Raw genomic sequence first — 24992 nt, 5'->3', positions numbered from 1 at the left:
CGGTGGCACGTTCCTGTTCTCCTACGGCCAGCCGTGAATCGGCCTGGACCTAGGAGTTCCCTATGAGACTCAGAACGGTGAAGGCAGGACCTGCCTTAGCTGTTTTCGTCGCGGCGACGGTGGCGGTGGCGCTCAACGCGCTGCCGGCGGCGGCCTCGACCAGCACCTCCCTGCTGGCTGCGCCGACCGTCAGTGTCGCCAACGTCAACGCCCACCTGCAGCAGTTGCAGACCTTCGCCACCAGCAACAGCGGCAACCGGGCCACCGGCACCGCGGGGCACACCGCAACGACGACATATCTGCAGCAGAAACTCCAGGCGGCCGGTTTCACCGTCACCGTGCAGACCTGCACCACCTGCAGCGGCTCGGCGAAGAACATCATCGCCGACTGGCCGGGCGGCGACACCAGCAAGACCTACATGTTCGGCGCCCACTCCGACGGCGTGTCGGCCGGCCCGGGCATCAACGACGACGGCTCCGGTTCGGCCAGCCTCCTGGAAGCCGCGCTCCAGTTCGCCGCGGCCGGCCCGACCATGACCAACCACCTCCGGCTCGGCTGGTGGGCGGGCGAGGAGCAGGGGCTGATCGGCTCCAAGTTCTACGTCAACTCGCTGACCACGGCCCAGAAGACCGCGATCAAGGCGTACGGCACGTTCGACATGGTCGCCTCCACCAACGGCGGCTACTTCGTGACCGGCACCGACGCCATCGCCGTGAAGCTGCGCGAGTACTTCACCTCGATCAGCGTGCCCACCGAGACGTCGACCGAGTGCTGCAGCGACGACGGCTCGTTCCGCGACGCCGGCATCCCGTCGTCGATCAACTCCACCGGCGCCAGCTACACCAAGACCAGCGCGCAGGTGACCAAGTGGGGCGGTACCGCCGGGGCGGCGTACGACTCCTGTTACCACAAGGCGTGCGACTCGTACCCGTCGAACGTCAACAGCACTTCGCTGGGCCGCTATGCCAACGCCGAGGCGTACGCCCTCTGGACGCTCACCACCAGCGGCGGCACCACGCCGGCCAACGACTTCTCGGTGTCGCTCAGCCCGAGCACCGGCGCGGTCACCGCGGGCTCCTCGGCCACCGCCACCGTGAGCACCGCCACCAGCTCCGGTAGCGCGCAGACCGTCGCCCTGACCAGCTCCGGCGCTCCCGCCGGGGTCACGGTCAGCTTCAGCCCGGCCTCGGTCACCTCCGGTGGATCGTCGACCATGACCGTCGCCACCACCACGGCGGCCGCGTCCGGCTCGTACACCATCACAGTGACCGGAACGGGTTCCGCGACCCACACCGCCTCGTACACGCTGACGGTCAGCGGGACCGGCGGCGGCTGCACCAGTGCCGGCCAGAAGCTCGGCAACGAGGGATTCGAAAGCGGAACGACCCCGTGGACCGGCTCGAGCGGAGTCATCGGCGCGAACACCGGCGACGGGGCGCCGCGAACCGGCACCCGTGACGCGTGGCTCGACGGTTACGGCTCGACCCACACCGACACCCTGTCCCAGTCGGTGACCCTGCCGACCGGCTGCAGCGCGTACACGCTGAGCTTCTACCTGAAGATCAGCACGGCCGAGACGACCACCACCAGCCAGTACGACAAACTGACCGTCCAGGTCGGCACCACCACGCTGGCCACGTTCTCGAACCTGAACGCCGGCGCGTACGCCCTGCGCTCGTACAGCCTGGCCGCTTTCGCCGGCCAGACCGTGACCCTCAAGTTCACCGGGGTCGAGGACTCCTCGCTGAAGACGTCCTTCGTCCTCGACGACACCGCCCTCACCGTCAGCTGACAAAGAACCGGAGCACTGCCGCAGGGCTGGCGTCCTGCGGCATTGCTCCGTTTTTGCAGCATTTCCTCCGGCACGCCGGACACGTCGGGCGCGGACCGCGCCGGTTCGGCCTTTTCGCCGGTGAGACCGCCTGAACCGCCGATCCACGAGCCCGGCCGGGACGCTCAAGATCGTCGGCATGAAGCACGCGTACGACCCGGCCGGCAAGTCAACCTCGGCCGAGGAGCAGCGCCTACCGGTCGTGAAACTGGTTCTGGGCACCGTCGCCGGGGCCCTCGCCGGGATCCTCGGGCTCGGCGCCGTGGTGTACCACTTCACCGCCGGCACGGACACCCCGCAGCCGTCGGCCGTCGCCGCGCCCGCCGAGGGCGACTCGACGGATCCGGCCGACGACGAGCCGGTGCCCGCGTTGCCGGCGAACGCCGACGAGACCGAGAACGTGGCCGTGCCCGGCGCCTCGACCGCCCCCGCTCAGCAGGGCGTCACCGCCGGCGCCTTCTGCTCGCCGGCGGGCGCCAAGGGGAAGACCTCGACCGGCGTGACCATGGTGTGCACGCGCAAGGCCGGCGAGAGTCAGGCGCGCTGGCGAGTCGTCACGACGACCACGACCGCCCCGACCACCAAGCCGGCGACCACGACCGCCCCGACCACCAAACCGGCGACCGCGGCGCCGACCACCAAGCCGGCCACCACCGCTCCCACCACCAAGCCCACGACCGCCCCGACGACGACGGCGCCGACCACGACCGCCCCGACGACCGCGCCCACGACGGCGGCTCCGGCCGCGTGAGGCGCCCACCTCGCGGTGAGCGCCCCCGGCGTACGGCTTACTTGTAGGTGATGTCGCTCTTGTTGACCTTGCAGTTGCTGGTGTTCCAGCCCTCGCCGAGGTAGCTCGGTTCGCTGCCCTTGGCGACGCCCTTGTACATGCCGCAGACCACGGCACCGGAGTTGACGGTGACGCGGGTGATGGTGGCGGTGTCGCCCCAGTTGGTGTTGATGCCGACGACGTAGTCGACGCCGGTCAGCAGCACGTTGTCGACCACGACGTTGCGCGTGTACGAGTTGGTGCAGTTGCCGCAGGCGCGGTAGAGCTTGCCGGCGCCGTTGAGGTAGAAGCCGGAGATGTTGACGGTGCCGTTGCCGTTGTGCTGGAACGTCTTGTCGCTGCCGTTCTTCGCGCCGCCGCCGATGACGTAACTGGTGCCACCGTTGGTCTGCAGGAAGGTCGCGGCGTCCTCGCCGATGTCGTTCCACCACACGTTCTTGATGGTGCAGGTGCCGAGGCAGTGCACGCCGTCACCGGCGGGGGAGCCGAGGATGACGTTCTGCAGGGTGCCGCCGTTGGCGATCTCGAACATCGGGTCCTGGGACTCGCTCTGCGAGCCGTCACCGATGCAGCAGTAGGTCTTCATGCCGCCGTCGAAGGTCCCGGAGACGGAGACCGTGGCGGAGATCGACACCGAGCCGGCCGAGGACGGCCACGAGCCGGTCGGAGTGCCGGGGCTGCTGGTGGGGCTGGTGGTCGGGCTGGTCGTCGGGCTGGTCGTCGGGGTCGAGGTGCCACCGGCGTAGGTCTCGAACTCGGCGATCCGCGGCGCGCTGGACGCGCTGGTGATGTCGAACGTGAGCTTCTTCAGCGACGTCGAGGCGAAGGTGATCGTGCTCGGGCTGCCGCTGCCGCTGGTCAGGACGGCGCCGCTGTCGGCGTTGAGCAGCCGCCAGGCGCTGATCGTGCCGCCGCCGGAGGCCTGCCGGATGACGGCGGACGAGACCGTCATGGCGCTGCTCCACTTGACCGAGACGTAACCGGTGGCGCTGGCCGGCGACCAGTAGGTGCTGGTGCTGCCGTCCTTGACGTTGCCGTAGCTGGTGCCGCTGGCCTTGCTGGAGCCGTCGGCGCCGCCGCTGAGACTCAGGTTGTCAGCGGCCGAGGCGTAGGACAGGGGCAGCATCAGCGTGATGGCGGCGGCGGCCGCTGCGGTAACTCCCGCAGCAGCCAATCGGAGAGCGTTTGACCTTTTCATCGGTGACTCACCTCGTGGTCGAGAGCGCGGTGGCGTGGGTGGACCGGCCACAGGAAAGCGCTTTCCTCGGACGATAGACACCGGTCGATGGCAAAACAAGTAGGTGTCCGATGCCGATTTTCTGGTTTTCCGGCCGCGCCGGCTCAGCCCGGGGTCAGCACGAGCTTTCCGTGCAGGCCGCCGGCCAGTGCCCGCCGGTGCGCTTCGGCCGCTTCGGTCAACGGCATGGTGGCTGCCACGCGGGTGCGTAGCCGGCCGGCCGCCACCTGGCCCACCAGGTCGGCCAGCAGGTCGCGGTCGAGCTGGATGAGCTGCAGCTCCTGGCGCACGCCGCGGGCGGGATCGATCGGCGGCGTGGGCCGGGTGGTGACCACGACTCCGCCGTCCTCGGCGGCGGCGGCCGCCGCCGGGCCGAGGGGAACCGCGTCGAACACCACGGCCACCGGCCCCGCCGTCGCCGGGTCGGCCGAGCGGGACATGAACTCGTGGGCGCCGAGATCGCGGACCCACTGCTCGTCGTCGTCGCCGGCCTGGGCCAGGACGTGGTAGCCGGCCCGCGCGGCCAGCTGGGTGGCGAAGCCGCCGACACCACCGCCGGCGCCGGTGACCAGAATGCTGCGGCCGCCCGGCGGCAGCTTTGCCAGTCCCTGGTGTGCGGTCTGGGCGTTGAGCGGCACGGTGGCCGCGGAGGCGAAGTCGAGCGTGTCCGGCAACGGCGCCAGCCAGCCCGCGTCGGCCGCCACGAACTCGGCGTAGCCGCCGGGGGCGCCGCGCGTCAGGTACCACGGGATCATCCCGGCGACCCGGTCGCCCACCCGGAAGCCGGGGCCGGCCGAGGCTACTTCGCCGGCGATGTCCCAGCCCGGCAGGAACGGCGGCGGCACCGGGCCGCCGGGGATGTTTCCGGTGGTGGCGGCCAGGTCGGCCGGGTGCACACACACCGCACGGATCCGGACGAGCACCTGCCCGGGCCCCGCCTCGGGCTCGGGTAACTCCGTCACCCGCAAGACCTCAGGCCCACCGAGCGCGCTCGCGACGACAGCCAGCATCCGTCCACTATAGACCGAATCGTCGGCCGGGACAGATCAGATCATGTTCATCGCTAGCCTCGGCCTTTCGAAGACGCCCATCGAAATAGAGGGGAATCGACGTGGGCAAACGTGTTCGATTGCGGAGCAGAAGCCTGGTGGCAGCGGTGGCTGCCGCTGTGGTCGGGACGCTGGCGCTCAGCGGGACGCCGGCCGTCGCGGACGGCAAGCCGTACTGGGAGACGGAGGTCGGGAAGATCCCGGCCACCGAGTACACCAAGGACGCGAAGGTCTCGGTCGCCGATTCGCTGACGGCGCTTATTCCGTACGTCAGTGACAAGATCGCCGAGAAGAAGATCAACCCGGCGGTGGCGGACGTCGCGAGCCGCTACTTCGACGGGGCGCGCCTCAAGGGCACGACCGAGGCGACGGTCGTGTTCGACAACCTCGAGCCGCTGCTGGAGTACCTCGAGGACGAGATGTCCGACCGCAGCGTCCCGAAGGACGCCGCCGAGCGGGCCCACATCCTGGCCCTGGTCGACACGCTCACCGCGGTACGCCTGCTGGCGGACGCCGCCATCCAGGACGCCGAAGCGACGATCGGCCCGTTCACCCGCTCGCCGCCGCCCACCCCGGCCCACCGAGGTGGCGCAGGGCCGCAACCCGCTGGTCGCGGACCCGCGTAACGACCCGCCGCTGGGTGGGGGCGCGCCGCCGATCGTCCCGGCGCCGACGCTGACCGACACCGACGGCGACGGCCTCCTCGACGTCGAGGAGGAGGAGATCCTCACCGACGTCAACAACGTCGACACCGACGCCGACGGCCTCTCCGACGGGTGGCCTGGCTCGCCGGGAACCTCTGCTCCGGCGGTCTGAGCGCGATCCCGGTGGTCGGCTGGATCCTCGGCGGCCTCGCGGACCTGCGGGACACCATCGCCGGCCTGATCCACGGCGACTGGGTGAGCGCGGGCCTGAGCATCCTCGGCGTGGTGCCGTACGTCGGTGAAGCGGTCGCGATCCCCGGCAAGGCGGCCCGGTTCGTCGTCAAGTACGTCCACCGTCTGCAGGAGACGCTGAAGTTCGTCACCAAGTAGGACAAGATCCCCGACGCGGTGAAGGACCTGGCGCTGGAGCTGATCCTCGGTCAGACGTACAACTTCCTGATCGGCGACGACGCCACGGTCCGGCTCGCCTCGTCCCGGTTCACCCGCAACGACGTGCGGGCCCTGTCGCACGGCGACCGCACCCGGTGGGCGGACGTCCAGGACGCGATGTCGGACGTCAACCACCGCGACGGCGCGGAGATCCCCGCGCAGTACAACTGGCGGGCCGGTGAGGAGACGGTGAAGGCCACCCTCGCCGGAGATTGCCTGCCGAACTACGTGGTGGCCACCCCGGCCTATCCGAGCCCGCGGTCGAAACACCGTAAGCCGGACTGCGCCGAGCTGCAGGAAGACGGTTCCGCCATCCTGCACGAGGTGAAGACCGGTGTCCCGACGTGGACCGAGAGCCTCATCGACGAGTGCCTCAAGGACGCCTGGTCACTCACCCGGCCGGCAAGGCCGCCCATGGTAGGAACATCAGTGGAGTTCACTGGCACTTCGTGGCGCACGCCCAGTTCCAGAGCGTCGGGATCCACCCGCCGCTGCTGGAGTGCCTGAAGAACAACAAGATCCCCTTCACCATCCACGCGCCGGGAGCCTAGTGACGTGAGCCTGGACATGGGCGTCGTCCCGTCCGGGGCCGAGCTGAGCAGGGCGACCACGGTCGCCCTGCTCGGCCGGCTGTTCGGAGACGACGACGAAGACCTGACCGAGGGCGTCGCCAAGGGCGAGTTCGCCGAACTCGTCTGGGAGGGCGATCGCGCCAGCACGCAGTGGTCGGTATCGGCCGGCCGCACCGGGGTGAGCGAGATCGTCGTCTCGGTCGCCGACGCCTACCCGAAAAGACCGCCGGGCGTCTACCGGGCCGAGCTGGCCCGGGTGGTGGACCTGCTGCAGGAGCTGGCCCGGCGGCACGGCGCCACGTTCGTGGTCGAGGAGCAGGACCTGACCGGGGCCTCGCTCAACGCGGTGCTCGACCTGATCGCGCCGGGCTCGATCGGCCCGCGCGGCTCGGAGGTCTACGAGGGGCCGTCGGAGGAGTCCGACGAGGACTTTCTGCGGCGCTACCTGACCGCCGGCGATCAGCGGCTGGCCCCGCTGGCCGGCGCCCCGATCCCGCTGGACTTCTCCCGGGCGAGCCTCGGCCCGCTCTGGGAGTGGGCGGTCGGCTTCCTGCAGCTGCGGGCCGACGACGCGCCGAAGGACCGGATCAGCCTGGACAACGGATCGACGATCCGGCGGCCACGGGGCGCCGACCTGCCGATGTGGTACGGCCGCACCACCATGCTGTCGCCGCACAACTGGTCGGACGAGTCGCTGCGCATGCTCGACGCGGTCACGTGGTACCTGGCCGAGACCGTGCGGCGGGCGGCGCCCGGGGTCGACTGGCAGGTCGGGCACAGCCGGCCGATCGACGAGAACGAGGGCCAGCCGGTGCTGGCCGGAAGCACCGGCCGGCAGTACGAGCCGATCGGCGACGTGCTCTCCTGGCTCATCGGCAAGGTCTACTACCTGCGCAGCCCGAACCCGGATCGGCCCAGCCCGCCACCGACCGGCGCCGACCTGATCGAGCGCTTCGACTTCGCGGTGCAACGAACGACCGGAGCCCCGGCCTAGCGACCGTTGGTCCGCGTGGCGGCGCGGACCACGGGTGGTGGTCAGCCGCCGAACTGCCCGGCGGCGAACTGGGCGCCCTGCTGCACCGTGCCGTTTCGCGGGTAGGCGAGGTGCGCCGCGAAGTTGTTGCCGTTGCCGCAGACCGGGTCGCCGGTGTTGCAGAACTCCTTCGCCTTTGCCCCGAACGCCGGGCTCGCCTGGGCGATCGTCTTGCGCTGCAGGCCGAGCGGGTTGCCGTAGACCACGACGGCGGCGACCCGGGCGGTGAGATCGGCGGGGATCGCCTGGCCCGCGGTGCCGACGCCCTTGATGCCCATGGCGATGTCGGTCACCGTCGCGCCCTGCGAGTATCCGCCGATCACGAACTGGGTGTCCGGGCACGCCTGGGCGACCTGGGTGATGTGCTGGCTCATGTTGGTCGCGCCGGGTCCGGCGCTGGACTGGTTGGACGCGGCCGCGTAGACGACGGCGAACGAGCCGACCGTCCGGCCGGGCAGTTCGGTGGCGAGCGCCCGCGCCAGTGGCTGTCCCACGATGCCCAGCCCCTGCGGTTCGCCGGTGCCGCGGGCGAAGACAAGCTCCACGTCCGAGCACCCGGCGGCGTTCTGCCCGGTTCCGCTCGCTCCGGCCGCCGCGCGGGCGTTGCGCAACCGGTCGAAGAAGGAACCGGTGTTCGTGGCCGCAAAGGCCTGTGGTGTCACGATCGCGCCGGCCACCACGACGGCGGCGCTGATTCCGATCAGAACGAGTCTCCTTGATCGGCTTACGGTCGTTCTGCTCCTCGCGCGTCTTCTCGACATCCGAGTCGCCCCCTTTTCCGGCCGGATCGGTCCCGGCCTTCAGGTATCCGTACGGCTGGGGGACTGAGACCGCCGTCTCACGATTGCCGCGGGGCCGGTTCTGCCTCAGTTCGGGCGCGGAGGCACCGATGAACAGGGGAAGGCCGCGCGAGGACAGGGAGAGCCATGACGCAGCGGGTTGTTCGCCTGCGCCGGGCGGCGCAGGTGAGCGCGGTGGCGGTGGGTCTCTCGGTGCTGATGCTGAGCGTGGTGACCAGTGCACTGACGAGCCGTAACCGGCAGGTCGAGGCGCAGGACGGCAAGCTCGGCGTGACGTTGAGCCAGCAGATGGACGCGCTCGAGGACTACTTCGAGCAGGCGCAGATGGTGGACCAGCTGCTGGCGGCCAACCCGGCCTTCACCGACTTCTACCAGGCGCCGGGCACCAACCAGCAGAAGATCGACGCGGGCGGGGCGCTGCTGCGTGGGGTCAACGACGCGCTGGCATCGCTGGAGACGCTGTTCCCGGGCCGGATCGGCGAGGCCTGCTTCATCGACCAGAACGGCTCCGAGATCGCCCGGGTCGTCGACGGCGTCGCCGCGACCGCCGGGAACCTGTCGCAGGACGAGGCGGAGAACGCGTTCTTCGCGCCCACTCTGGCACTCGGTCCCGGCAAGGTCTACCAGGCCGAGAAGTACCGTTCGGAGGACACCCACGACGACGTCATCTCCAACTCGACCGTCGTCGAAGCGGCCGGGCACCGCGGCATGGTGCATTTCGAGATCGCTCTGAGCAGCTTCCGGATGCCGGCGACCGCCACCGGGCTGACCGCGTCGATCATCGACGCGGACTCGCGGCAGGTCCTGGTCAGCAGCCTCGGCACCGGCGCCGACCAGCACCTCACCGGCGTCACGGCGCAGGCGCGGGACACCGGGGTCACCACGATCGGGTCACAGCGGGTGGCATTCCGCCGGCTGGCCGCGACGGAGAACAACGCCAACTCGTGGTACGTCGCGGTCTCCGCGCCCGCGGTCACGGCCGGGTGGACGCGCGGGCTCAGCGTCGGTTCCCTGGCCCTGGTCGCCGTCGCGCTGCTGACCATCGTGGTGGCCGGCGTCAGCGGCTGGAACCAGCTGCGTGCCGCCCGCCGGGCCGCGCTGCACGACACGCTTACCGGGCTGCCCAACCGCGAGTTGCTGCGTCTGAACCTGCAGTCCGCGCTGCGCTCGGGCCGGCCCGCGTCGGTGCTGGCCATCGACCTGGAACGGTTCAAGGAGGTCAACGACCAACTCGGCTACCCGCATGGTGACCTGCTGCTGCGGCAGGTCGCCGAGCGGCTCACCAGCACCGCTCCGGCCGATGCCACGGTCGCGCGGCTGGGCGGTGACGACTTCGCGGTGCTGCTGCCCGGCGCCGGCCAGGCCACCGCGGAGGCGATGGCCGAGTTGCTGCTGGCCGAGCTGCATCGCACCTTCGAGATCGACGGCGCGGGGCTCGACGTCGAGGCCCGGATCGGGGTGGCCTGCGCTGCCGCCGACGACATCGAGGGCGACGCGTTGCTGCGTCACGCGGACGCCGCCATGCAACTGGCCAAGGCGCACCACGACGGCACCCAGACCTACGATCCGGCCGTCGACCGGCACGCGTCGAACCGGCTCGCGCTGGTCGGCGACCTCCGCCGTGCGCTCGAGACCGACGACCAGCTCATCGTGTACTACCAGCCCAAGGTCCACCTCGCCGACGGCGGTCTCGCCGGGGCGGAGGCCCTGGTGCGCTGGGAGCATCCCACCCTCGGCCGGATCGCCCCGGACCAGTTCATCCCGCTTGCCGAGACCACCACGCTCATCCACGCCCTCACCGACCGCGTCCTCGCCATCGCGGTACGCCAGGCCAAGGCGTGGCAGGACAACGGCCTGCACCTCCCGGTCGCGGTGAACCTGTCGACCCGGTGCCTGCACGACCGCACGCTGCCGGGCCGCGTCTTCGAGCTGCTCGAACGCACCGGGCTGCCGCCCTCGCTGCTCGAACTGGAGATCACCGAAAGCATGGTGATGGCCGACCCCGAGCGTGCCCTGTCCGTTCTCGACGCCCTGCACGCCGGCGGGCTGCGCCTGTCGGTCGACGACTTCGGCACCGGCCACTCGTCCATGGCGTACCTGCAGCGCTTGCCCGTCGACGAGCTGAAGATCGACCGGTCCTTCGTGCAGCAGATGTCGGCCGGCGCCGCCGGCAGTGTGCTGGTCCGCACCGCCATCGGGCTCGGTCACAGTCTCGGCCTGTCGGTCGTGGCCGAGGGCATCGAGGACGCCGCCACCGCGGCGGAACTACGCGATCTCGGCTGTGACATCGCCCAGGGCTACCACTTCGGCAAGCCGATGCCCGCCGACGAGCTGTACCGCCTCGCGGCCCCAGGCCGGCAGGCCCTTTCCCGCCGCTAGGGTCACTGCCGCCGCGGCTTCGGCCCGGCCCTCGGCCCGGTCGCCGCGCGCCAGCAGCAGCTCCGCGAGCGCCGTCCGGGCCGGGATCAGCGGCCACACCGCTCCGACCCGGCCGGTCTCCGTGATCACCTCGCGGAACCCCTGCTCCGCGACCTCGACGTGGCCCTGCCGGTAGCGCAGCCGGGCCAGATGCAGTCGCGCGTCCGGCATGGCCAGCGGCAACCGGTACGGCCGCTCGAGGAAGCGCAGCAGCCGCTGTTCCAGCCCGGCCTGCCGGTCGCCGGCCAGGTCCAGCGCGAACGTCGTCAGCTCGACCAGGGGGCGCAGCCGTTCGTAGTCCGCGTCGTCGACCAACTGCCGGCCGGTCGTCAGCATCGTCGCGGCCAGCGTGGTGTCGCCGACGTGCAGCGCGCCCTGGGCCCAGTTCAGGCAGGCGCGGGCGCGTTCGCGGGGGTGGCCGGCCAGGCCGGCCGCGGCGGCGATGACCGCTCGGCCGGCGTCCGGGTCGCCGCTTTCCAGCAGCAGGGACAGGCGCGCGATCTCGACCGCGAGGACGGCCGGCGGCTCGCCCGACCGGGCGGCGGCGAGGGCGGCCTCCGCACAGCGGGCCTGGTGCTCGGTCAGGTGCCGGCCGACCACGGTGTCCGGAGCGGACAGCACGGCCAGGGCCCGCGCTCGCCGCCCGTGGTGCCGCAGGTACGGCACCGCCCGTTCGATCTCCTCGTACCCGGCGCGGGCCTCGCCCTGCTGGCGCAGCATCCGGCCGAGCGCCAGGCCCAGCTCGCCGCGGGCGCCCGTGGGCAGGCGGCGGTCGGCGACCAGCTCGCGCAGCACCGGGATGGCGGAGGTCTGCGCGACGCTCTCGATCGCGGAGCGGCCCAGTTTGACGGCGAGGCGAACGCGGACCGGGCGGGGCAGGCTGGTGTACCCGACGGCGTCGAGCAGGAAGCGGGCGGCCGTGCCGTCGTCGCCGCGGGCGGTGGCCAGGTCGGCCGCGGCCTCGGCGTTGCGGACGTGGTCGGCCGGGCTGGCGGCTTCGCCGTAGTGGTGGGCGAGGCGCGCGTACGGGCGGGGCTGCTGATCCTCGAGGAGCCGGGCCGTGCGCAGGTGCAGGAGGCGGCGGGTGATCGGCGGCAGCAGCTCGTGGACGACCTGACGGGCCAGGGTGTGGCGGAACCACAGGCGCCCGTCGCGCTGGTGCAGGAGTCCGGCCGCCCGGGCCTGCTGCAGCGCCGCGGCGATCGTGCCCTCGCCGGTCTGGACGATCGCCGCGAGCGGCCGCGGGTCGGCGGCCTGGCCCAGGACGGCGGCGGCGCCGAGGATCTCGCGGGTGGTCTCGTCGAGATGGTGCAGGCGGGCGACCAGGACGTCGCGCAGCAGGGCCGGGACGGCGGTGTCGGCGAGGGAGTCCGGATCGCGCCGGACGGCATCGACGTCACCGTCGGTCTTCAGTGACCGCACGACCTCCTCGACGAGGAACGGGATGCCGGCGGTCCGCTCGTACAGATGGGTGGCCAGGGAGGATCCCGGCAGCAGGGCGGAGGCGAGCCGGCCGACCTCGGCGCGGGTCAGCGGCGGCACCCGCAGCCGCCGCACTGCCGGGCCCGGTTGCCACCCGGCCGGCAACTCCCGCTCCCGCACGGTGATCAGGACCTGCAGACCCGGTACGGGGTGCGCGCTCAGGTGGTCGAGCAGTTGCAGGGTGGCCGGGTCGGCCATCTGGAGGTCCTCCACCGCAAGGGCCACCGGCGCCAGGGCGGCCAGCAGGGCCGCCGCCGCGCGCAGCAGCCGCGCGCGTTCGGCGTCCGGATCCGGCAGCGCCGCCGGGGGAGGCGGGAGCCGGTCGGCGAGCGTCGGCAACAGCCGGGCCAGGACGCCCGCCTCCGGATCCGGCGTCCGCAGGGGCGGCAGAGTGCCGGTGGCGTGCGCGACTCTCAGCCCGTCCAGGAGCGGTCCGAGCGGTTGCGGCTCGCGGAGATCGTCGCAGTGCGCGACCACCACCGGCAGCCCGCTGTCCTCGAGCGACTCGGCGACCAGCCGGCTCTTGCCGACGCCGGCCTCGCCGCTCAGCAACGTCAGGGGCGAGGCGGTCAGGGGCGAGGCGCTCAGGGGCGAGGCGCTCAGCGCGGCGAGCAGCCGCCGCCGCCCGATGAAGGGCCCGGGCGTGGGCAGGGCGAAGAACGCGGACAGTCGAGACACCGGATTGGACGATAGCGCGCCGCCGGCCCGGCCTGTTTCGGGCGACCGCGCGTTCGGTATCCATGCCGTTAACGACGAAGATCGACGACCGCGATATCGATCAGGGTCCTTGTAGCGTCACCCGCACTTCAGCCTCTGATCGAGTCGGGGTATTACGTTGACGCTTTCCTCCTTCGGCCGGTCCGTGCCGCTCATCGTCGCGGCCGTGACCGCGCTGGCAGTGACCCCGCCGGCGCCCGCCAACGCACAACCAGCCAGCACCGCCAAGAGCCCGGCGACCGGCACGACCATCACCCTGATCACCGGCGACCAGGTGACCGTCCGGCCCGGTGTCATCACCGTGCAGGGCCCGGACGGCGAACAGGTCGGCGCCCACATCACCACGGTCGGCCCCGAGACGTACGTCTATCCGGACAGCGCCATGCGGTACCTCGCCGCCGGCCGGCTCGACAAGCGGCTGTTCAACGTCACCTACCTGATGCGCGAGGGCTACACGGACAGCGCGACCGATCGGCTGCCGGTGATCCTCGGCTATCAACAGACCGGCTATCAAAAAGCCACCGCCGAACTTCCCGCGGCCAGCACCGAGGTGCGCGCCCTGCCCAGCATCCGCGGGCACGCGGTGAGCACCGATCGCAGGCGGGCCAAGGACTTCTGGTCGTCGCTGACCGGAGCGGCCCCGGCCGCCGGCTTCGCGCACGGCATCACCGAGGTGTGGCTGGACGGCAAGGCGCACGCCGCCCTCGCCGACGACGTGGCGCAGATCGGCGCCCCCGCCGTGTGGGCGGGCGGGAACACCGGTGAGGGCGTCGACGTCGCGGTCCTGGACACCGGCATCGACGCCGGGCACCCGGATCTGGCCGGCCAGATCGAGTCGAGCGCCAGCTTCGTGCCGGGCGAGGACGTCACCGACGGGCACGGGCACGGCACGCACGTGGCCTCCACCATCGCCGGCACCGGCGCCGCCTCCGGAGGCGTGGAGCGGGGCGTCGCGCCCGGCGCCGACCTGGAGATCGGCAAGGTGCTGGACAACGGCGGCGCCGGGTACGACTCCTGGATCATCGCCGGCATGGAGTGGGCCGCCCGGGACCGCAAGGCCAAGGTCATCAGCATGAGCCTGGGCGGCGAGCCGACCGATGGCACCGACCCGCTGAGCGAGGCGGTCAACGAGCTCAGCGCCGAGACCGGCGCCCTGTTCGTCATCGCGGCCGGCAACAGCGGCCCGAGCGACACCACCGTCGGGACGCCGGGCGCCGCCGACGCCGCCCTGACCGTGGGCGCGGTGGATGCCGCCGATCACCTCGCCGATTTCTCCAGCCGGGGTCCGCGCCTGGTCGACAGCGCGCTCAAGCCCGAGATCACCGCGCCCGGCGTCGACATCCTGGCTGCCCGGGCGGCCGGCACCACGATGGGCACCCCGGCCGGCGACTACTACACCACGGCCTCCGGCACCTCGATGGCCACGCCGCACGTGGCCGGGGCGGCCGCCCTGCTCGCCGCGCAGCACACCGGATGGACCGGCTCGCAGCTCAAGGACGCGCTGATCAGCACGGCCAAGGAGACACCCGACTACGGCCCGTACGACGCCGGCAGCGGCCGCCTCGACATCGCGGCGACCACCAGGGCGACCGTCTTCGCGACCGGCACGGCGTATCTCGGCATCCACCCGTTGGACGAGGGAGGCGCGGCAGCGCGGCCCATCACGTACACCAACACGGGTCTGACTGCCGTTGATCTTGATCTGAAGCTCGATGGACCGAGTCTGATCACGCTCTCCGCCTCGCATGTCACCGTGCCCGCCGGTGGCGCCGCCTCGGTGACGGCCTCCGCCGACCTGACCAAGACCACCGAAAAGGGCCGCTTCACCGGAACCGTCGTGGCCAGTGCCGGCGGCGTGCGCCTGGCCGACACGGTCGTCGGGGTCAGCACCGAGGATCAGCCCCGGCACCTGGTCATCACGCCCACCGGCCGCAACGGCGAGCCGATGCCCGGGCAGATCATGCTGCTCCGCGAGGGCGACCCGGCCGGCGCCTACTACTACTTCCTCACCAACGACGGTCACCCGATCGACGTGCTCGTGCCGCAGGGCCGTTACGCGCTGTGGATGTGGGGCGACGTCGAGGGCAGCCACGGCCCGAACTCCCGCGGTGTCGCGCTGCTCAGCGAGCCGACCGTGACCGTCGAGAAGGACACCACGGTGGCGCTGAAGGCGGCCGCCACCCGTGAGGTCCAGGCGATCACGCCGAAGCTCACGGCGGACGCCGAGGTCCGCCTCGACTACCACCGCGAGCTCGGCGAGACGGCGTCGGCCACCGACGCCTACATCATCGGCCGCGAGTACGACAGTATCTGGGTCACCCCTGGTCAGAAGGCCCGCGACGGCAAGATGTCGGTGACCGCCCGCTGGCGCAAGATCCAGCCGGTGCTGTCGATCGACACCTTCGACGACCTGATCCTGCTGCCCGGATCGACCGCTCCGGCCGAGGGCACGAAGCAGCTGGAGGCCGTCTTCGCCGACGACCTCTCCAAGGTCGACGTCAAGGACAAGATTGCGGTGGTACGCCGTGACGACCTCGACGAGCAGGTAGCGGCGGCCGAGAAAGCGGGTGCGGCGGCGCTGCTGATCGTCAACACCGAGCCCGGCCGCTACTTCGACGCCACCCACCGGACGAAGCTCGCCGTGGTGACGCTGACCAAGGACGGCGGCGACCGCCTGATCGAGCGGCTCGGCCAGGGCAAGGTGACCCTGCGCGTCACTTCCAACCCCACCACCGATTACCTGTACGACCTGGTCCGTTACTGGCCGAGCGGGGTGCCGAAGTCGGTCACCTACCGGCCGTCGGAACGTGAGCTGGCCCGGGTCGACGTCGACTTCCAGAGCACCTCCGGCCGGGAGATCTCCGAGAAGCGCTTCGACTCCAACCCGGACATGCCGGTGAAGGTCGGCTCCACCCAGCTGATGCGGTCCGACCGCCTCCGCACCGACTGGGTGACCGCGCAGGACGACATCCGGTGGTCGACCGACATGGACGACCTGTACTCGTTCCAGCTCGGCGGCAGCACGACCTACCGGGCGGGCAGCCGGGTCAGTGAGACGTGGCTGGGCGCGATCCAGCGCCCCCGGATCAACGACGCGGTCACGCTGCCCTACCGCGACGGTGACCGGATGGTGGCCGAGATCCCCGGCTGGGGCGACTCCGGTGCGAACCACGCCGGCGTGGCGTTCCCGGACGGCGGCGAGATGACCGCGACGCTCTCGCAGGGCAGCACGGTCATCGAGCAGAACACCTACAACTGGATCGACACCAACTCCGGGCTCAGCCCCAAGCGCCTCCCGTACCGCCTGGTCACCACGACGAAGCGCGACTCCACGTCCTACCCCTACTCAACCGCGACCCGCACCACCTGGGACTTCGTCTCGGACGCCCGAACGGCCCGGCTACCGCTGATCCAGCTCGACTACCAGGTGGACACCGACCTCTCGCACCGGGCATCCCGCTCGGCCGAGATCACCGTCCGCCCGTCCCAGTTGCGCGGCGTCCCGAGCGCGAACGTCATCCGGGCCGCCACGCTCGACGTCTCGTACGACGACGGCGCCAGCTGGGTGAGCCAGCACATGCGCCTGACGAAGGACGGCTGGACGACGGACCTGCGGGCCCCGAAGAGCGCGCAGCACGTCACGCTGCGGGCCGGCGCCAGGGACGCCTACGGAAACAGCGTCGCCCAGACGATCACCCGGGCCTTCGGCCTGAAGTAACCGCCGGCCGGGCCGCGACGAGCACCGTCGCGGCCCGGCCCTTAAGTCGTCGCACGCCTGCTCAATCACCGGGTCACAGTCATCCGACCCAAGAAGGGCGGCGGCGGCGGAGCCCAGACTGTGGTTGCCGACATCCTTGAAGGAGCAGCCATGCCTGTCGCGACCACCCCGTACACCGACTTCGATCTGATGCCCTTGGCCGGCAAGTGGCGGCACGGTTCGTCGGCCGGGAGGCTGACCGACACCGACCCCTACCGCGGCGATGTGCTGCTGGAGATGCCGCAGGCGACCGTCGAGGACGTCGACGCGGCCTACGCCGGCGCCCTCGACGCGCAGGCCGCCTGGGCGGCGACCACGCCCGGCGAGCGTGCGGCGATCTTCCTGCGCGCCGCCGAGGTGCTCGACCGACGACAGGAGGAGCTGGTCGGATGGTTGATCCGGGAGGCCGGCACGACCCGGACCCGCGCCCTGGTGGAGATCGGCATCGTGCGGGCGACCACGATGGCCGCCGTCACCCACACCTCCCTGGGCGAGGAGACCGTGGCCTCCGACGTCCCCGGCAAGGAGAACCGCATCTACACCCGGCCGGTCGGCGTCGTCGCGGTGATCAGCCCCTGGAACTTCCCGATGCATCTGTCCTACCGCTCGGTGGCCCCGGCCCTCGCGGTCGGCAACACCGTCGTGCTCAAACCGGCCGAGGACACCCCGGTCACCGGCGGTCTGCTCCTCGCCAAGGTGCTGGAGGAAGCCGGCCTGCCGCCGGGCGTGCTCAGCGTGGTGATCGGTCCCGGTTCCGAGATCGGCGACGCGATCGTCGCGCATCCGATCCCGCGGGTCATCTCGTTCACCGGCTCGACCCGGGTCGGGCAGGGCATCCCGGCCAAGGCCGGGGTGAAGCGGCTTGCCCTGGAGCTCGGCGGCAACGGCCCGTTCGTCGTGCTGGACGACGCCGACCTGGACCGGGCGGTCGAGGCCGCGGTGTTCAGCAACTACTGGCATCAGGGCCAGATCTGCATGGCCACCAACCGGGTGATCGTCGATGCGGCGGTCCACGACGAGTTCGTCGACCGTTTCGTCGCCGCGGCCCGCGCGCTCGTCACCGGCGACCCGGGCCAGGCCGGCACCCAGATCGGCCCGGTGATCAACGACAAGCAGTTGCGCGGCGTACGGGACAAGGTCGCCCGCTCGGTGGACGCGGGCGCCCGGTTGCTGCTCGCCGGTGAACCGCACGGGCCGACCGGGCGGGTGCTCCCACCGCACGTGCTCCTGGGCACCAACGACGTGGCCACCGCGGTCGAGGAGGTCTTCGGGCCGGTCGCCACGATCATCAAGGCCGACGGCGAACAGGACGCGCTGCGCATCGCCAACGACACGACGTACGGCCTGTCCAGCGCGGTGTTCAGCGGCGACGTCGAGCGCGGGATCGCCTTCGCCCTGCGGGTCGAGGCCGGCATGACGCACGTCAACGACACGACCGTCCACGACGACGTGCATGTCGCCTTCGGCGGCGAGAAGCAGTCCGGCCTGGGCCGTTTCGGCGGTGACTGGGTGCTCGAGGACCTGACCACCCGGCACTGGGTGAGCGTCCAGCACGAACGCCGCCCGCTGCCGTTCTGACCCTCAGTTCACCGGCCGTCGGCGCCGGGTTGCCGCCGCGAGTCCTCCGCCGAGCAGCACCAGCAGACCACCGATCGCGGCGATCCACACGATCGGCGCGCCGGTGATCGGCAGCCCGCCGCCTCCGCCGCCCCCGCCGTTTTTCCGCGCCCGCCACACCGTCCACCGTGGTCGCCTCGGTGGCGGCGTACGACCGCGGGTTGCGGGCGGGCGGCTGCCAGGTGATCACCGGCGCCACCACGCGGTACGCGGCCGAGGCCGAGAACGGGACCCGGACGCTGAACGTGCCGGTCTTGCCCGCCTTGGCGGTCGCGACCGTGTGCCAGGCCGCGCCGGCCGACGGGCGCGACTGCACCTGGACCACCCGGCCCTCGTCGCCGACGTAGACGAACCAGCACGGGCCGGGATCGCAGAACCGCTGGACGCGCTCGGACTTGCCGGTGACCGTGAACGTGCCGCCGATCGTCGCCGAATGTGGGATCGTCGCGGTGAGTTTCGTGCCCTGGACCGAGACGGTGGGGCCGCCGCTGTACTGGTACCACTCGTTCTGCGGGGCCCGCAGCCCGACGTCGACCGGCGAGATCCGGGCCGGGACGAGGAACTCACCGACGGCGGTCGGCTCGGAGAGCTCGTCGTAGTCGTAGAAGGCGGGCATCGAGGCGATCGGGATGTATTTGTACGGCAGCACCGGCGGCAGGTCGAGCGGGTCCCCCGGATTGGGGCGGTAGCTGTGGTCGACCGCGCCTCCCACCGCCACCTTGTTGGGCTGCCCGGCCTCCACGTACTGCGGCGGCCAGCCGCCGGGCTCGCCATCGACCGGCACGAGATCAATCCGATTCCGTACGTCGCCGGCCTCGTTCCAGGTGACCGACGCGCCGTCGTGCGCGCTCGAGTTCCACGCGAGCGCGCCGGGCTTCAGTGCCTCCTGGTCAGCGCGTGTTGATAACCCCGCGCCAGCCGGCCTTTACGCTGGTCGATGAGCGACCTGAGGCCGTTTCCGGGCTCGACACCCAGTTCGCGTAGCGCCAGTGCCCGGAAGGCATAGAACGCCCGGTTCGCCTCCACCATGTTTCCCTCGGCCAGATGGGCCTCGATCAGCACCCGCTGGGCGCTCTCCCGCAACGGCTCGGCGGAGATGGCGATCATCGCCACCTCGATCGCCTCGGCGATCCGGTCGTGGTCGACCAGCAGGCGCGCAAGCGCTTCCAGCGCGTGCAACAGCCGCTGCCGCAGTCGTTCCCGTTCGAAGATCACCCAGTCCTCGTACCAACCCGGCAGCAGTTCCAGGAAGTCGATGTGCCAGCGGCTGATCCGCAGGTCGGCGGCCGTCGGAACACCGGTCATGACGCGGTCGGACCAGGTGACGAGCTGATCGACGTCGACCGTGGTTCCCGGCCGCAGGCGCAGCGCCACCTTGTCCGCCTGCACCAGATCGATGCCGGCGCACTTGAGCCGCCACAGGGCCGACCGCAGGCTGCCGGCCGCCCGCACCTCGTCGCCGTCGGGCCAGAGCGCGCCGGCCGCGCGACGGCGTTCCACCACGCCGGAGCTCAGGGCGACGAACGCGAGCACCCGTTTGCCGCCCTCGGGCACCTCGGTCCGCATCCCGCCGGAGATCACGGACGGTCCGTTGAAAAGATTCAGACAGTTGCCGCTCTCGCCGGGTCGCTGGCCCAGCATTGCCGCGGGATGCACGGACGGGTAGACGGACATGAGCAGCCCCCCGGTGGGTCGAATCACGTCGGACACTAGACCCGCGGCGTCACGTCGGCGTCACCATCAGGAGCGGGCGGCCACCATGGGGGTACGCCCAGCCCCTGTTCGGCCAGAAATCGGGCCACGATGGTGAGGACGACGACGGCCGATCCCGACGACGACCGTTCGACCTCGTCCCGTTCGCCGGACACGTCCGCGCGGATGGACACCGTCGCCGACCGCCCGGCGGCGATCAGCTCGTCGACGGTGATCACACACATCGCGACGCTCATCGCCCTGCTCCTCCCGGCTGTCGCACCAGTGTGCGCGCCGGCCGTCACCGTCGCGTTGCGGTGACGCCGGGCGCCGTGACGGTTGGGTGACGGCACTGCGCGCAGGATCGGCGCCTCACTCGCAGCGCGGATCCGGATCGGAGCGTGGTCATGGCCGGCGATTCCGTGGACGTGGTCGGTTCGACACCGATCGCGATCACCCGCAAGGACGGCTCGCAGCTCGTCGTGCCGCTGGACGCGTTCCAGATCGGGCCCGCCGGGCCCACGGTGCGGGCGGCCTGGGCGGCCGGACTGGCCGACGAGACGGTCACGCTGCTGGAACTGGTCCGGCAGCGGCTGGCATCGGGCGAGCTGATGGTCCCGCCGGATCGGCCGCCCCGGCCGGCCCTGCTGGTCACGGCGAAGCATCCGGGCCCGGAATCGAACTCCATCGTGGTGCATCTGACTCCCGGCGCCGATCCGGCGACCGACCCGGTCGGCATCGAGGTCACCCAGCAAGACACCTTCGCCGGGCTCACCTCCGCCGAGGACGCCCGGACCCGCATGGGTGCCCTCGCCGGTGCGAAGAAGGCCACCGGGTTGCTGGCCGTGAAGGTGCCGTCTCCGGCCGTCGAGGGCCTGCCCGTGACGTTCGCTGAACGCGAGGTCCCGGAGAAGGGCTCGGACGTCCTCGATGCCGGGGGCAAGCCGTTGTTCACGCTCGTCCCTGCCTACGGCTCCACCACCGCGATCAAGGTGGCGATCAAGACCGACGCGGCGGCCAAGACATTCACCGTCATCGCCCGGTACGACTCGGCATCGTCGGGGCCGCACACGTTCGACGCGAAGGCTCCGGCCAAGCAGGACCCCGCGATCGGCTATCTCGTCGCCGTCGCCCCGCCGCCCCTCGGGGCGCCCGGGGTGCCTGCCGAAGGCGACCTCGCGCTCAGCGGTGGCGCCGCCGACACACCCGCCGCCGCCCTGGCCGCCACGTCCTGATCGAGGAGCAGACCCATGCCGGTGACGCCGACCTACCCCGGGCTCTACATCGAAGAGGTGCTGAGCAACTCGCACACGATCACGGCGGCGCCCACCTCGGTCGCGGTCTTCGTCGGATACACCCACCCGTTCAAGACCCGGCCGCAGCACTACGGCGAGGCGGTGCAGATCTTCAGCTTCACCGATTACGAGCGGGAGTTCGGCGGGCTGTTCAGCGTCGGCTGGCTGGCCGACGACGTCGGGCGGGCGGTCTTCCAGTTCTTCGCCAACGGCGGGTCGGTCGCGTGGATCGTCGCCCTTCTTCCCGCGTTCCACCTGACGGCCGGCACGACCTCGGCGATCGCCGCCCCCACCCTCGGGTTCGGGACCGCGCCGAACACGTTCACCTTCACCGGGCGCGAGCCGGTGGACGCCCAGCATCCGATGACGGTCACCCTGTCCAATCTCGCGGCGAGCGTCGTCGGCGGCGCCCTCGACGTCGCTGACCTCACCGTCGCCTACGGCACCCGGACCGAGACGTACCGGCAGGTCAGCCTGGCCGGGGCGGCAGGCGTGAACTCCCCGGAGAACCGGCTGGGCACCACTGCCGTGCCGGTGTCGTCGATGGTCACGGTCGCCCGCACCGGGACCGTGGCGGCGTGGCCGGCGGCACCGGCGTCGGGGGTGCCGCTGCCCGTGCCGCTGGCCGGTAACCTGCCCGCGACGCCGTTCACCACCTTCCTGCCCGGTGACTTCGGCGGCGCTTTCGCCACCGACGGCGCGCTGGACAAGGTCACCGTGTTCAACCTGCTGCTCACCCCCGGGATCTGGGATCCGGCGGTGGTCGGCACCGCCCTCGCCTTCGCCGAGCGCAAGCACGCCTTCGTCCTGGTCGACCCGCCGCCGGACGTGGGCGCCGACCAGACCTCGAATCTGCCGCTGGTCGCGGACCTGATGACCGACGCGCTGTTCCCGCGCCGCATCCCGAAGAGCGAGAACGGGGCGCTCTACTTCCCGTACCTGGTGACCAGCGACCCGGCGACCGGCGCGCCGCTCACCGTGGCGCCGTCCGGTTCGGTCGCCGGGGTGATCGCGCGGGAGGACAACGACCGCGGGGTATGGAAGGCGCCCGCCGGTCTCGAGGCGCTGGTGCAGAACGTCGCCGGAGTGGTTCCCGGCGGCCGGATGACCGATCCGCGGCAGGGCACGCTCAACCCGATCGGGGTGAACTGCCTGCGGTCTTTCCCGGGCGTCGGCACCGTCGTCTTCGGAGCCCGCACCCTGGTCGCCGGCAACCCGGCCCTGCAGCAGTTCCGCTACGTGCCGGTGCGCCGGATGACGCTGTTCCTGGAGCAGTCGCTGCTGGCCAGCCTGGGCTGGGTGATCTTCGAGCCGAACGACTCTCCGCTCTGGGTCTCGATCAAGACCACCATCGACGGCTTCATGACCGGGTTGTTCACCCTCGGCGCGTTCCAGGGCGCCACGCCCAGCCAGGCGTTCCAGGTCCGCTGCGACGCCTCCACCACCACGCCGGACGACCAGGCCAACGGCATCGTCAACATCGTGGTCGCCTTCGCACCCCTCAAGCCCGCCGAGTTCGTGATCATCAAGATCGCTCAGCTCGCCGGTCAGACCCAGAGCTAGAGGACGGCGGACATGACCAAACAGCAACCGTTCAGCGTCAACATGGCCCGCTTCGACCCGTACAAGACCTATCGGTTCCTGGTCTATTTCGACACCAGCACCACACCGGTGGCGGGCGTGACCAAGGTCGGCGCCCTGAAGCGCACGAACGAGGTGATCAACCACATGGGGGGCGGAGACGCCGTCATCCGCAAGGGCCTGGGCCGGATGAAGTACGAGCCGATCACGCTGGAGGCCGGGGTGACCTTCGACGAGACCTTCTCGGCCTGGGCGGACGCCGCGCAGGTGCTGGACAAGGGCGCGCCGATCACCTCGCTGAGGTCGCTGCGCAAGGAGATCCGGATCGAGCTGCTCAACGAGCAGGGCCAGCCGGTGCTCCGCTACCTCGTGCACCGGGCCTGGGTGTCGGAATACCAGGCGCTGCCCGACCTCGACGGCAGCGCCAACGCGATCGCGATCCAGCACATCAAGCTCGAGCACGAGGGCTGGGAGCGGGACCTGTCGCTCACCGAGCCGGCGGAGGTGTGAGCCGGTGCTCCGGCTGCCGGTCAGCGACGTCCTGGTGCGGTGGCGGCCCGCGCGGGGACTGCACGACACGGTCCTGGCCGAGAGCGGCCCCGGTCTGGCGGGCGCGCTGGCCTGTGCCGAGGGCTGTGTCGAGGACGCGGCCGGACGTACGGTGGATCCGGCGGCGCTGCCGGTCGGTGACCTCGACCTGCTGATCGTGCAGAGGCGGCGGGAGCTGCGCTCGGACTGGTTCGTCGCCGAAGGCCGCTGCGGCGCGTGCGGCGCGGCGGTGGACGTCCGGTTCGGGCTGGCGGCATACCTGGAGCACTGCCGGCCGCGACGACCGCGGGGCGTCAGCCCGGCCGAGCCCGGATGGTGGCGCCACGACCGGCTGCGACTCACCTTCCGGGTGCCGTCGGTCGCCGACGTGCTGGCCTCGGCCGGCGCCGGCCGGCCGCGCGCCGACCTGCTCCGGCGGCTGGTCCGGGAGCCGGTGACCGCCGGGCAGGCGGGGATCCTGGAACGGGCGATGGCCGCGCTCGCGCCGACCCTGCGCACCGAGGTGGCCGGGACCTGCCCGGAATGCGGGCAGCAGGTCCGGCTGGATGTCGACGCGCGCGAGCTCTGCCTGGCCGAGCTGCGGTTCCTGGCCGGTTCGGTGCATGACGACGTCCACCTGATCGCCGCCACGTACGGGTGGTCGGAGCAGGCGATCCTGGACCTGCCGTCGCGGCGCCGGCGCCGGTACGCGGATCTGATCGCCGGGCGTACCGAAATGGTGTCGCTCGAGGCGGTGGCCGGTGGCTGAGCGCCGGCGCCGGGCCGGCTACCTGGACCGGTTGCTGGCCACCCCGCTCGACCGGGCGCCGGTACGACCGGCGCCGCGGGCGAGACCGGCCGTGCCGGACGACGAGCCGCCGGTAGCCCGTGCGCCGCACCGGATCGCCTGGCCGTCGGCGCCCCCGGTGACCGCCGCACCGCCCGTGCCGCTCCGGCCGTCGCGGACACCCCGGCTGCCCGAGCCCGCCGCCGCTGCTACGCCCGCTCCCGCTGCCCGCCGCCCGAACGCCCGAGGTGCTGAGTCCGCCGACCTGCCGCGGCCCGCGCGCCCTCCCGCGGTGACGCCGACGCCGCCGCCGGCGCGGCCGCAACCGGCCGAGTCTCCCCATCTGATGACGCCGGATCTCCGAACGAGAGCGGCCGAGCCGGTCCCGCAACCGCCCGCCCCCGCTTTCGAGCGCCTCGCCGCCCTCTCGCTTCCCACCTCTGTCCCGGCCCCGGATCCCGTCCGGACTCCGGTAGCCGCGCCGCCACCGCCTCGGCGGCGCGCGCCGGCCGAGCCCGCGCAGCCTCAGCCGGCCACCGTCCCCGAACCGCCGCGCCCGTCGCCGCGGCCCGCGGCGACGGTCCATATCGGCACCATCGAGGTCACGATCACCGCGCCCGTGCCCCCGCCGGTGGCCGTGCCCGCCGCGCCGCGACCCGCGCCGGCATCGGCGCCGGCGCGGGTCACACCCGCCACGTCGCCGGAAGGCCC

At 71.7% G+C, this 24992-nt stretch carries 24 protein-coding genes; 16 read left to right on the top strand and 8 right to left on the bottom strand.

What is annotated here, in order from left to right:
* The first annotated feature begins 62 nt into the window (after nucleotides 1-62).
* The gene (locus AB0E90_RS46465; protein WP_360419208.1) at nucleotides 63-1793 is read left to right on the top strand and encodes a M20/M25/M40 family metallo-hydrolase; all 1731 of its coding nucleotides are present in this window, start codon (nucleotides 63-65) and stop codon (nucleotides 1791-1793) included.
* A gap of 178 nt (nucleotides 1794-1971) precedes the next feature.
* Entirely contained in the window at nucleotides 1972-2583 is a 612-nt protein-coding gene (locus AB0E90_RS46460) for a hypothetical protein (RefSeq protein ID WP_360419206.1), read from the top strand.
* A gap of 37 nt (nucleotides 2584-2620) precedes the next feature.
* Here AB0E90_RS46460 and AB0E90_RS46455 read toward each other — a convergent pair whose 3' ends face one another.
* Both AB0E90_RS46455 and AB0E90_RS46450 read right to left on the bottom strand, forming a co-directional pair.
* On the bottom strand, nucleotides 2621-3796 hold the full coding sequence (locus AB0E90_RS46455) for a pectate lyase (RefSeq protein WP_360419204.1): 1176 nt from the start codon (nucleotides 3794-3796) through the stop codon (nucleotides 2621-2623).
* 167 nt (nucleotides 3797-3963) lie between these two features.
* Nucleotides 3964-4869 carry an NADP-dependent oxidoreductase gene (locus AB0E90_RS46450; protein ID WP_360419202.1) on the bottom strand — a complete coding sequence of 302 codons (906 nt, stop codon included), beginning with the start codon at nucleotides 4867-4869 and terminating at the stop codon, nucleotides 3964-3966.
* A gap of 137 nt (nucleotides 4870-5006) precedes the next feature.
* On the opposite strand from AB0E90_RS46450, the gene AB0E90_RS46445 reads away from it, so the two are divergent.
* The 5 genes from AB0E90_RS46445 to AB0E90_RS46425 are packed head-to-tail and all read left to right on the top strand — an operon-like array spanning nucleotide 5007 to nucleotide 7568.
* On the top strand, nucleotides 5007-5534 hold the full coding sequence (locus AB0E90_RS46445; protein ID WP_360419199.1) for a hypothetical protein: 528 nt from the start codon (nucleotides 5007-5009) through the stop codon (nucleotides 5532-5534).
* On the top strand, nucleotides 5494-5724 hold the full coding sequence (locus tag AB0E90_RS46440; protein WP_360419197.1) for a hypothetical protein: 231 nt from the start codon (nucleotides 5494-5496) through the stop codon (nucleotides 5722-5724). Before AB0E90_RS46445 ends, AB0E90_RS46440 begins: the two co-directional genes overlap by 41 nt.
* Nucleotides 5685-5942 (top strand): hypothetical protein, encoded by a 258-nt coding sequence (locus tag AB0E90_RS46435; protein WP_360419195.1) that lies wholly within the window; start codon nucleotides 5685-5687, stop codon nucleotides 5940-5942. The genes AB0E90_RS46440 and AB0E90_RS46435 overlap by 40 nt, the downstream gene beginning before the upstream one ends.
* Nucleotides 5943-5960: 18 nt before the next feature.
* Nucleotides 5961-6509, top strand: a complete 549-nt coding sequence (locus tag AB0E90_RS46430) for a hypothetical protein (RefSeq protein ID WP_360419193.1) — start codon at nucleotides 5961-5963, stop codon at nucleotides 6507-6509.
* 48 nt (nucleotides 6510-6557) lie between these two features.
* A complete protein-coding gene (locus AB0E90_RS46425; RefSeq protein ID WP_360419191.1) occupies nucleotides 6558-7568 on the top strand; it encodes a hypothetical protein in 1011 nt (336 codons plus the stop codon).
* A 41-nt stretch (nucleotides 7569-7609) separates the two neighbouring features.
* Here AB0E90_RS46425 and AB0E90_RS46420 read toward each other — a convergent pair whose 3' ends face one another.
* Complete coding sequence (locus AB0E90_RS46420) at nucleotides 7610-8269, bottom strand: cutinase family protein (RefSeq protein WP_360419189.1); 660 nt, start codon at nucleotides 8267-8269, stop codon at nucleotides 7610-7612.
* A 264-nt stretch (nucleotides 8270-8533) separates the two neighbouring features.
* Here AB0E90_RS46420 and AB0E90_RS46415 point away from each other — a divergent pair, with 264 nt between their 5' ends.
* Nucleotides 8534-10786: a bifunctional diguanylate cyclase/phosphodiesterase gene (locus tag AB0E90_RS46415; RefSeq protein WP_360419187.1), complete on the top strand. Its 2253-nt coding sequence runs from the start codon at nucleotides 8534-8536 to the stop codon at nucleotides 10784-10786.
* Here the strand turns inward: AB0E90_RS46415 and AB0E90_RS46410 are convergent.
* Complete coding sequence (locus AB0E90_RS46410) at nucleotides 10673-12985, bottom strand: AAA family ATPase (RefSeq protein WP_360419185.1); 2313 nt, start codon at nucleotides 12983-12985, stop codon at nucleotides 10673-10675. The genes AB0E90_RS46415 and AB0E90_RS46410 overlap by 114 nt on opposite strands.
* 205 nt (nucleotides 12986-13190) lie before the next feature.
* Between AB0E90_RS46410 and AB0E90_RS46405 the strand changes: the two genes are divergently transcribed.
* Together AB0E90_RS46405 and AB0E90_RS46400 are read left to right on the top strand one after the other, a co-directional pair.
* Nucleotides 13191-16742 (top strand): S8 family serine peptidase, encoded by a 3552-nt coding sequence (locus AB0E90_RS46405; protein WP_360419183.1) that lies wholly within the window; start codon nucleotides 13191-13193, stop codon nucleotides 16740-16742.
* 150 nt (nucleotides 16743-16892) lie between these two features.
* Nucleotides 16893-18359, top strand: coding sequence for an aldehyde dehydrogenase family protein (locus AB0E90_RS46400; RefSeq protein WP_360419181.1), 1467 nt, complete (start codon nucleotides 16893-16895; stop codon nucleotides 18357-18359).
* Nucleotides 18360-18362: 3 nt separating this feature from the next.
* Here the strand turns inward: AB0E90_RS46400 and AB0E90_RS46395 are convergent, their stop codons facing one another.
* Nucleotides 18363-18518 (bottom strand): LPXTG cell wall anchor domain-containing protein, encoded by a 156-nt coding sequence (locus tag AB0E90_RS46395; RefSeq protein ID WP_360419178.1) that lies wholly within the window; start codon nucleotides 18516-18518, stop codon nucleotides 18363-18365.
* Between the two features lie 8 nt (nucleotides 18519-18526).
* On the opposite strand from AB0E90_RS46395, the gene AB0E90_RS46390 reads away from it, so the two are divergent.
* Nucleotides 18527-18745 (top strand): hypothetical protein, encoded by a 219-nt coding sequence (locus AB0E90_RS46390; protein ID WP_360419175.1) that lies wholly within the window; start codon nucleotides 18527-18529, stop codon nucleotides 18743-18745.
* Between the two features lie 54 nt (nucleotides 18746-18799).
* Entirely contained in the window at nucleotides 18800-18997 is a 198-nt protein-coding gene (locus AB0E90_RS46385; protein WP_360419173.1) for a hypothetical protein, read from the top strand.
* A gap of 277 nt (nucleotides 18998-19274) precedes the next feature.
* Here AB0E90_RS46385 and AB0E90_RS46380 read toward each other — a convergent pair whose 3' ends face one another.
* The gene (locus AB0E90_RS46380; RefSeq protein WP_360419171.1) at nucleotides 19275-20099 is read right to left on the bottom strand and encodes a BTAD domain-containing putative transcriptional regulator; all 825 of its coding nucleotides are present in this window, start codon (nucleotides 20097-20099) and stop codon (nucleotides 19275-19277) included.
* Nucleotides 20100-20107: 8 nt separating this feature from the next.
* Entirely contained in the window at nucleotides 20108-20347 is a 240-nt protein-coding gene (locus AB0E90_RS46375; protein ID WP_360419169.1) for a hypothetical protein, read from the bottom strand.
* A 150-nt stretch (nucleotides 20348-20497) separates the two neighbouring features.
* Here AB0E90_RS46375 and AB0E90_RS46370 point away from each other — a divergent pair, with 150 nt between their 5' ends.
* Genes AB0E90_RS46370 through AB0E90_RS46355 form a run of 4 tightly spaced genes read left to right on the top strand, consistent with a single transcriptional unit; the run spans nucleotide 20498 to nucleotide 24263 of the window.
* Complete coding sequence (locus AB0E90_RS46370; RefSeq protein ID WP_360419167.1) at nucleotides 20498-21325, top strand: hypothetical protein; 828 nt, start codon at nucleotides 20498-20500, stop codon at nucleotides 21323-21325.
* A 15-nt stretch (nucleotides 21326-21340) separates the two neighbouring features.
* The gene (locus AB0E90_RS46365; RefSeq protein ID WP_360419165.1) at nucleotides 21341-22948 is read left to right on the top strand and encodes a phage tail sheath C-terminal domain-containing protein; all 1608 of its coding nucleotides are present in this window, start codon (nucleotides 21341-21343) and stop codon (nucleotides 22946-22948) included.
* A gap of 12 nt (nucleotides 22949-22960) precedes the next feature.
* A complete protein-coding gene (locus AB0E90_RS46360; RefSeq protein ID WP_360419163.1) occupies nucleotides 22961-23476 on the top strand; it encodes a phage tail protein in 516 nt (171 codons plus the stop codon).
* A gap of 4 nt (nucleotides 23477-23480) precedes the next feature.
* Nucleotides 23481-24263, top strand: coding sequence for a hypothetical protein (locus tag AB0E90_RS46355; protein WP_360419161.1), 783 nt, complete (start codon nucleotides 23481-23483; stop codon nucleotides 24261-24263).
* A 543-nt stretch (nucleotides 24264-24806) separates the two neighbouring features.
* Here the strand turns inward: AB0E90_RS46355 and AB0E90_RS46350 are convergent.
* Complete coding sequence (locus AB0E90_RS46350; RefSeq protein ID WP_360419158.1) at nucleotides 24807-24977, bottom strand: hypothetical protein; 171 nt, start codon at nucleotides 24975-24977, stop codon at nucleotides 24807-24809.
* Between the last annotated feature and the right edge of the window lie 15 nt (nucleotides 24978-24992).

It is taken from the genome of Actinoplanes sp. NPDC026619 (genome assembly GCF_040638295.1).
GTDB lineage: Bacteria > Actinomycetota > Actinomycetes > Mycobacteriales > Micromonosporaceae > Actinoplanes.
This window is presented reverse-complemented; position numbering and strand designations above follow the sequence as displayed.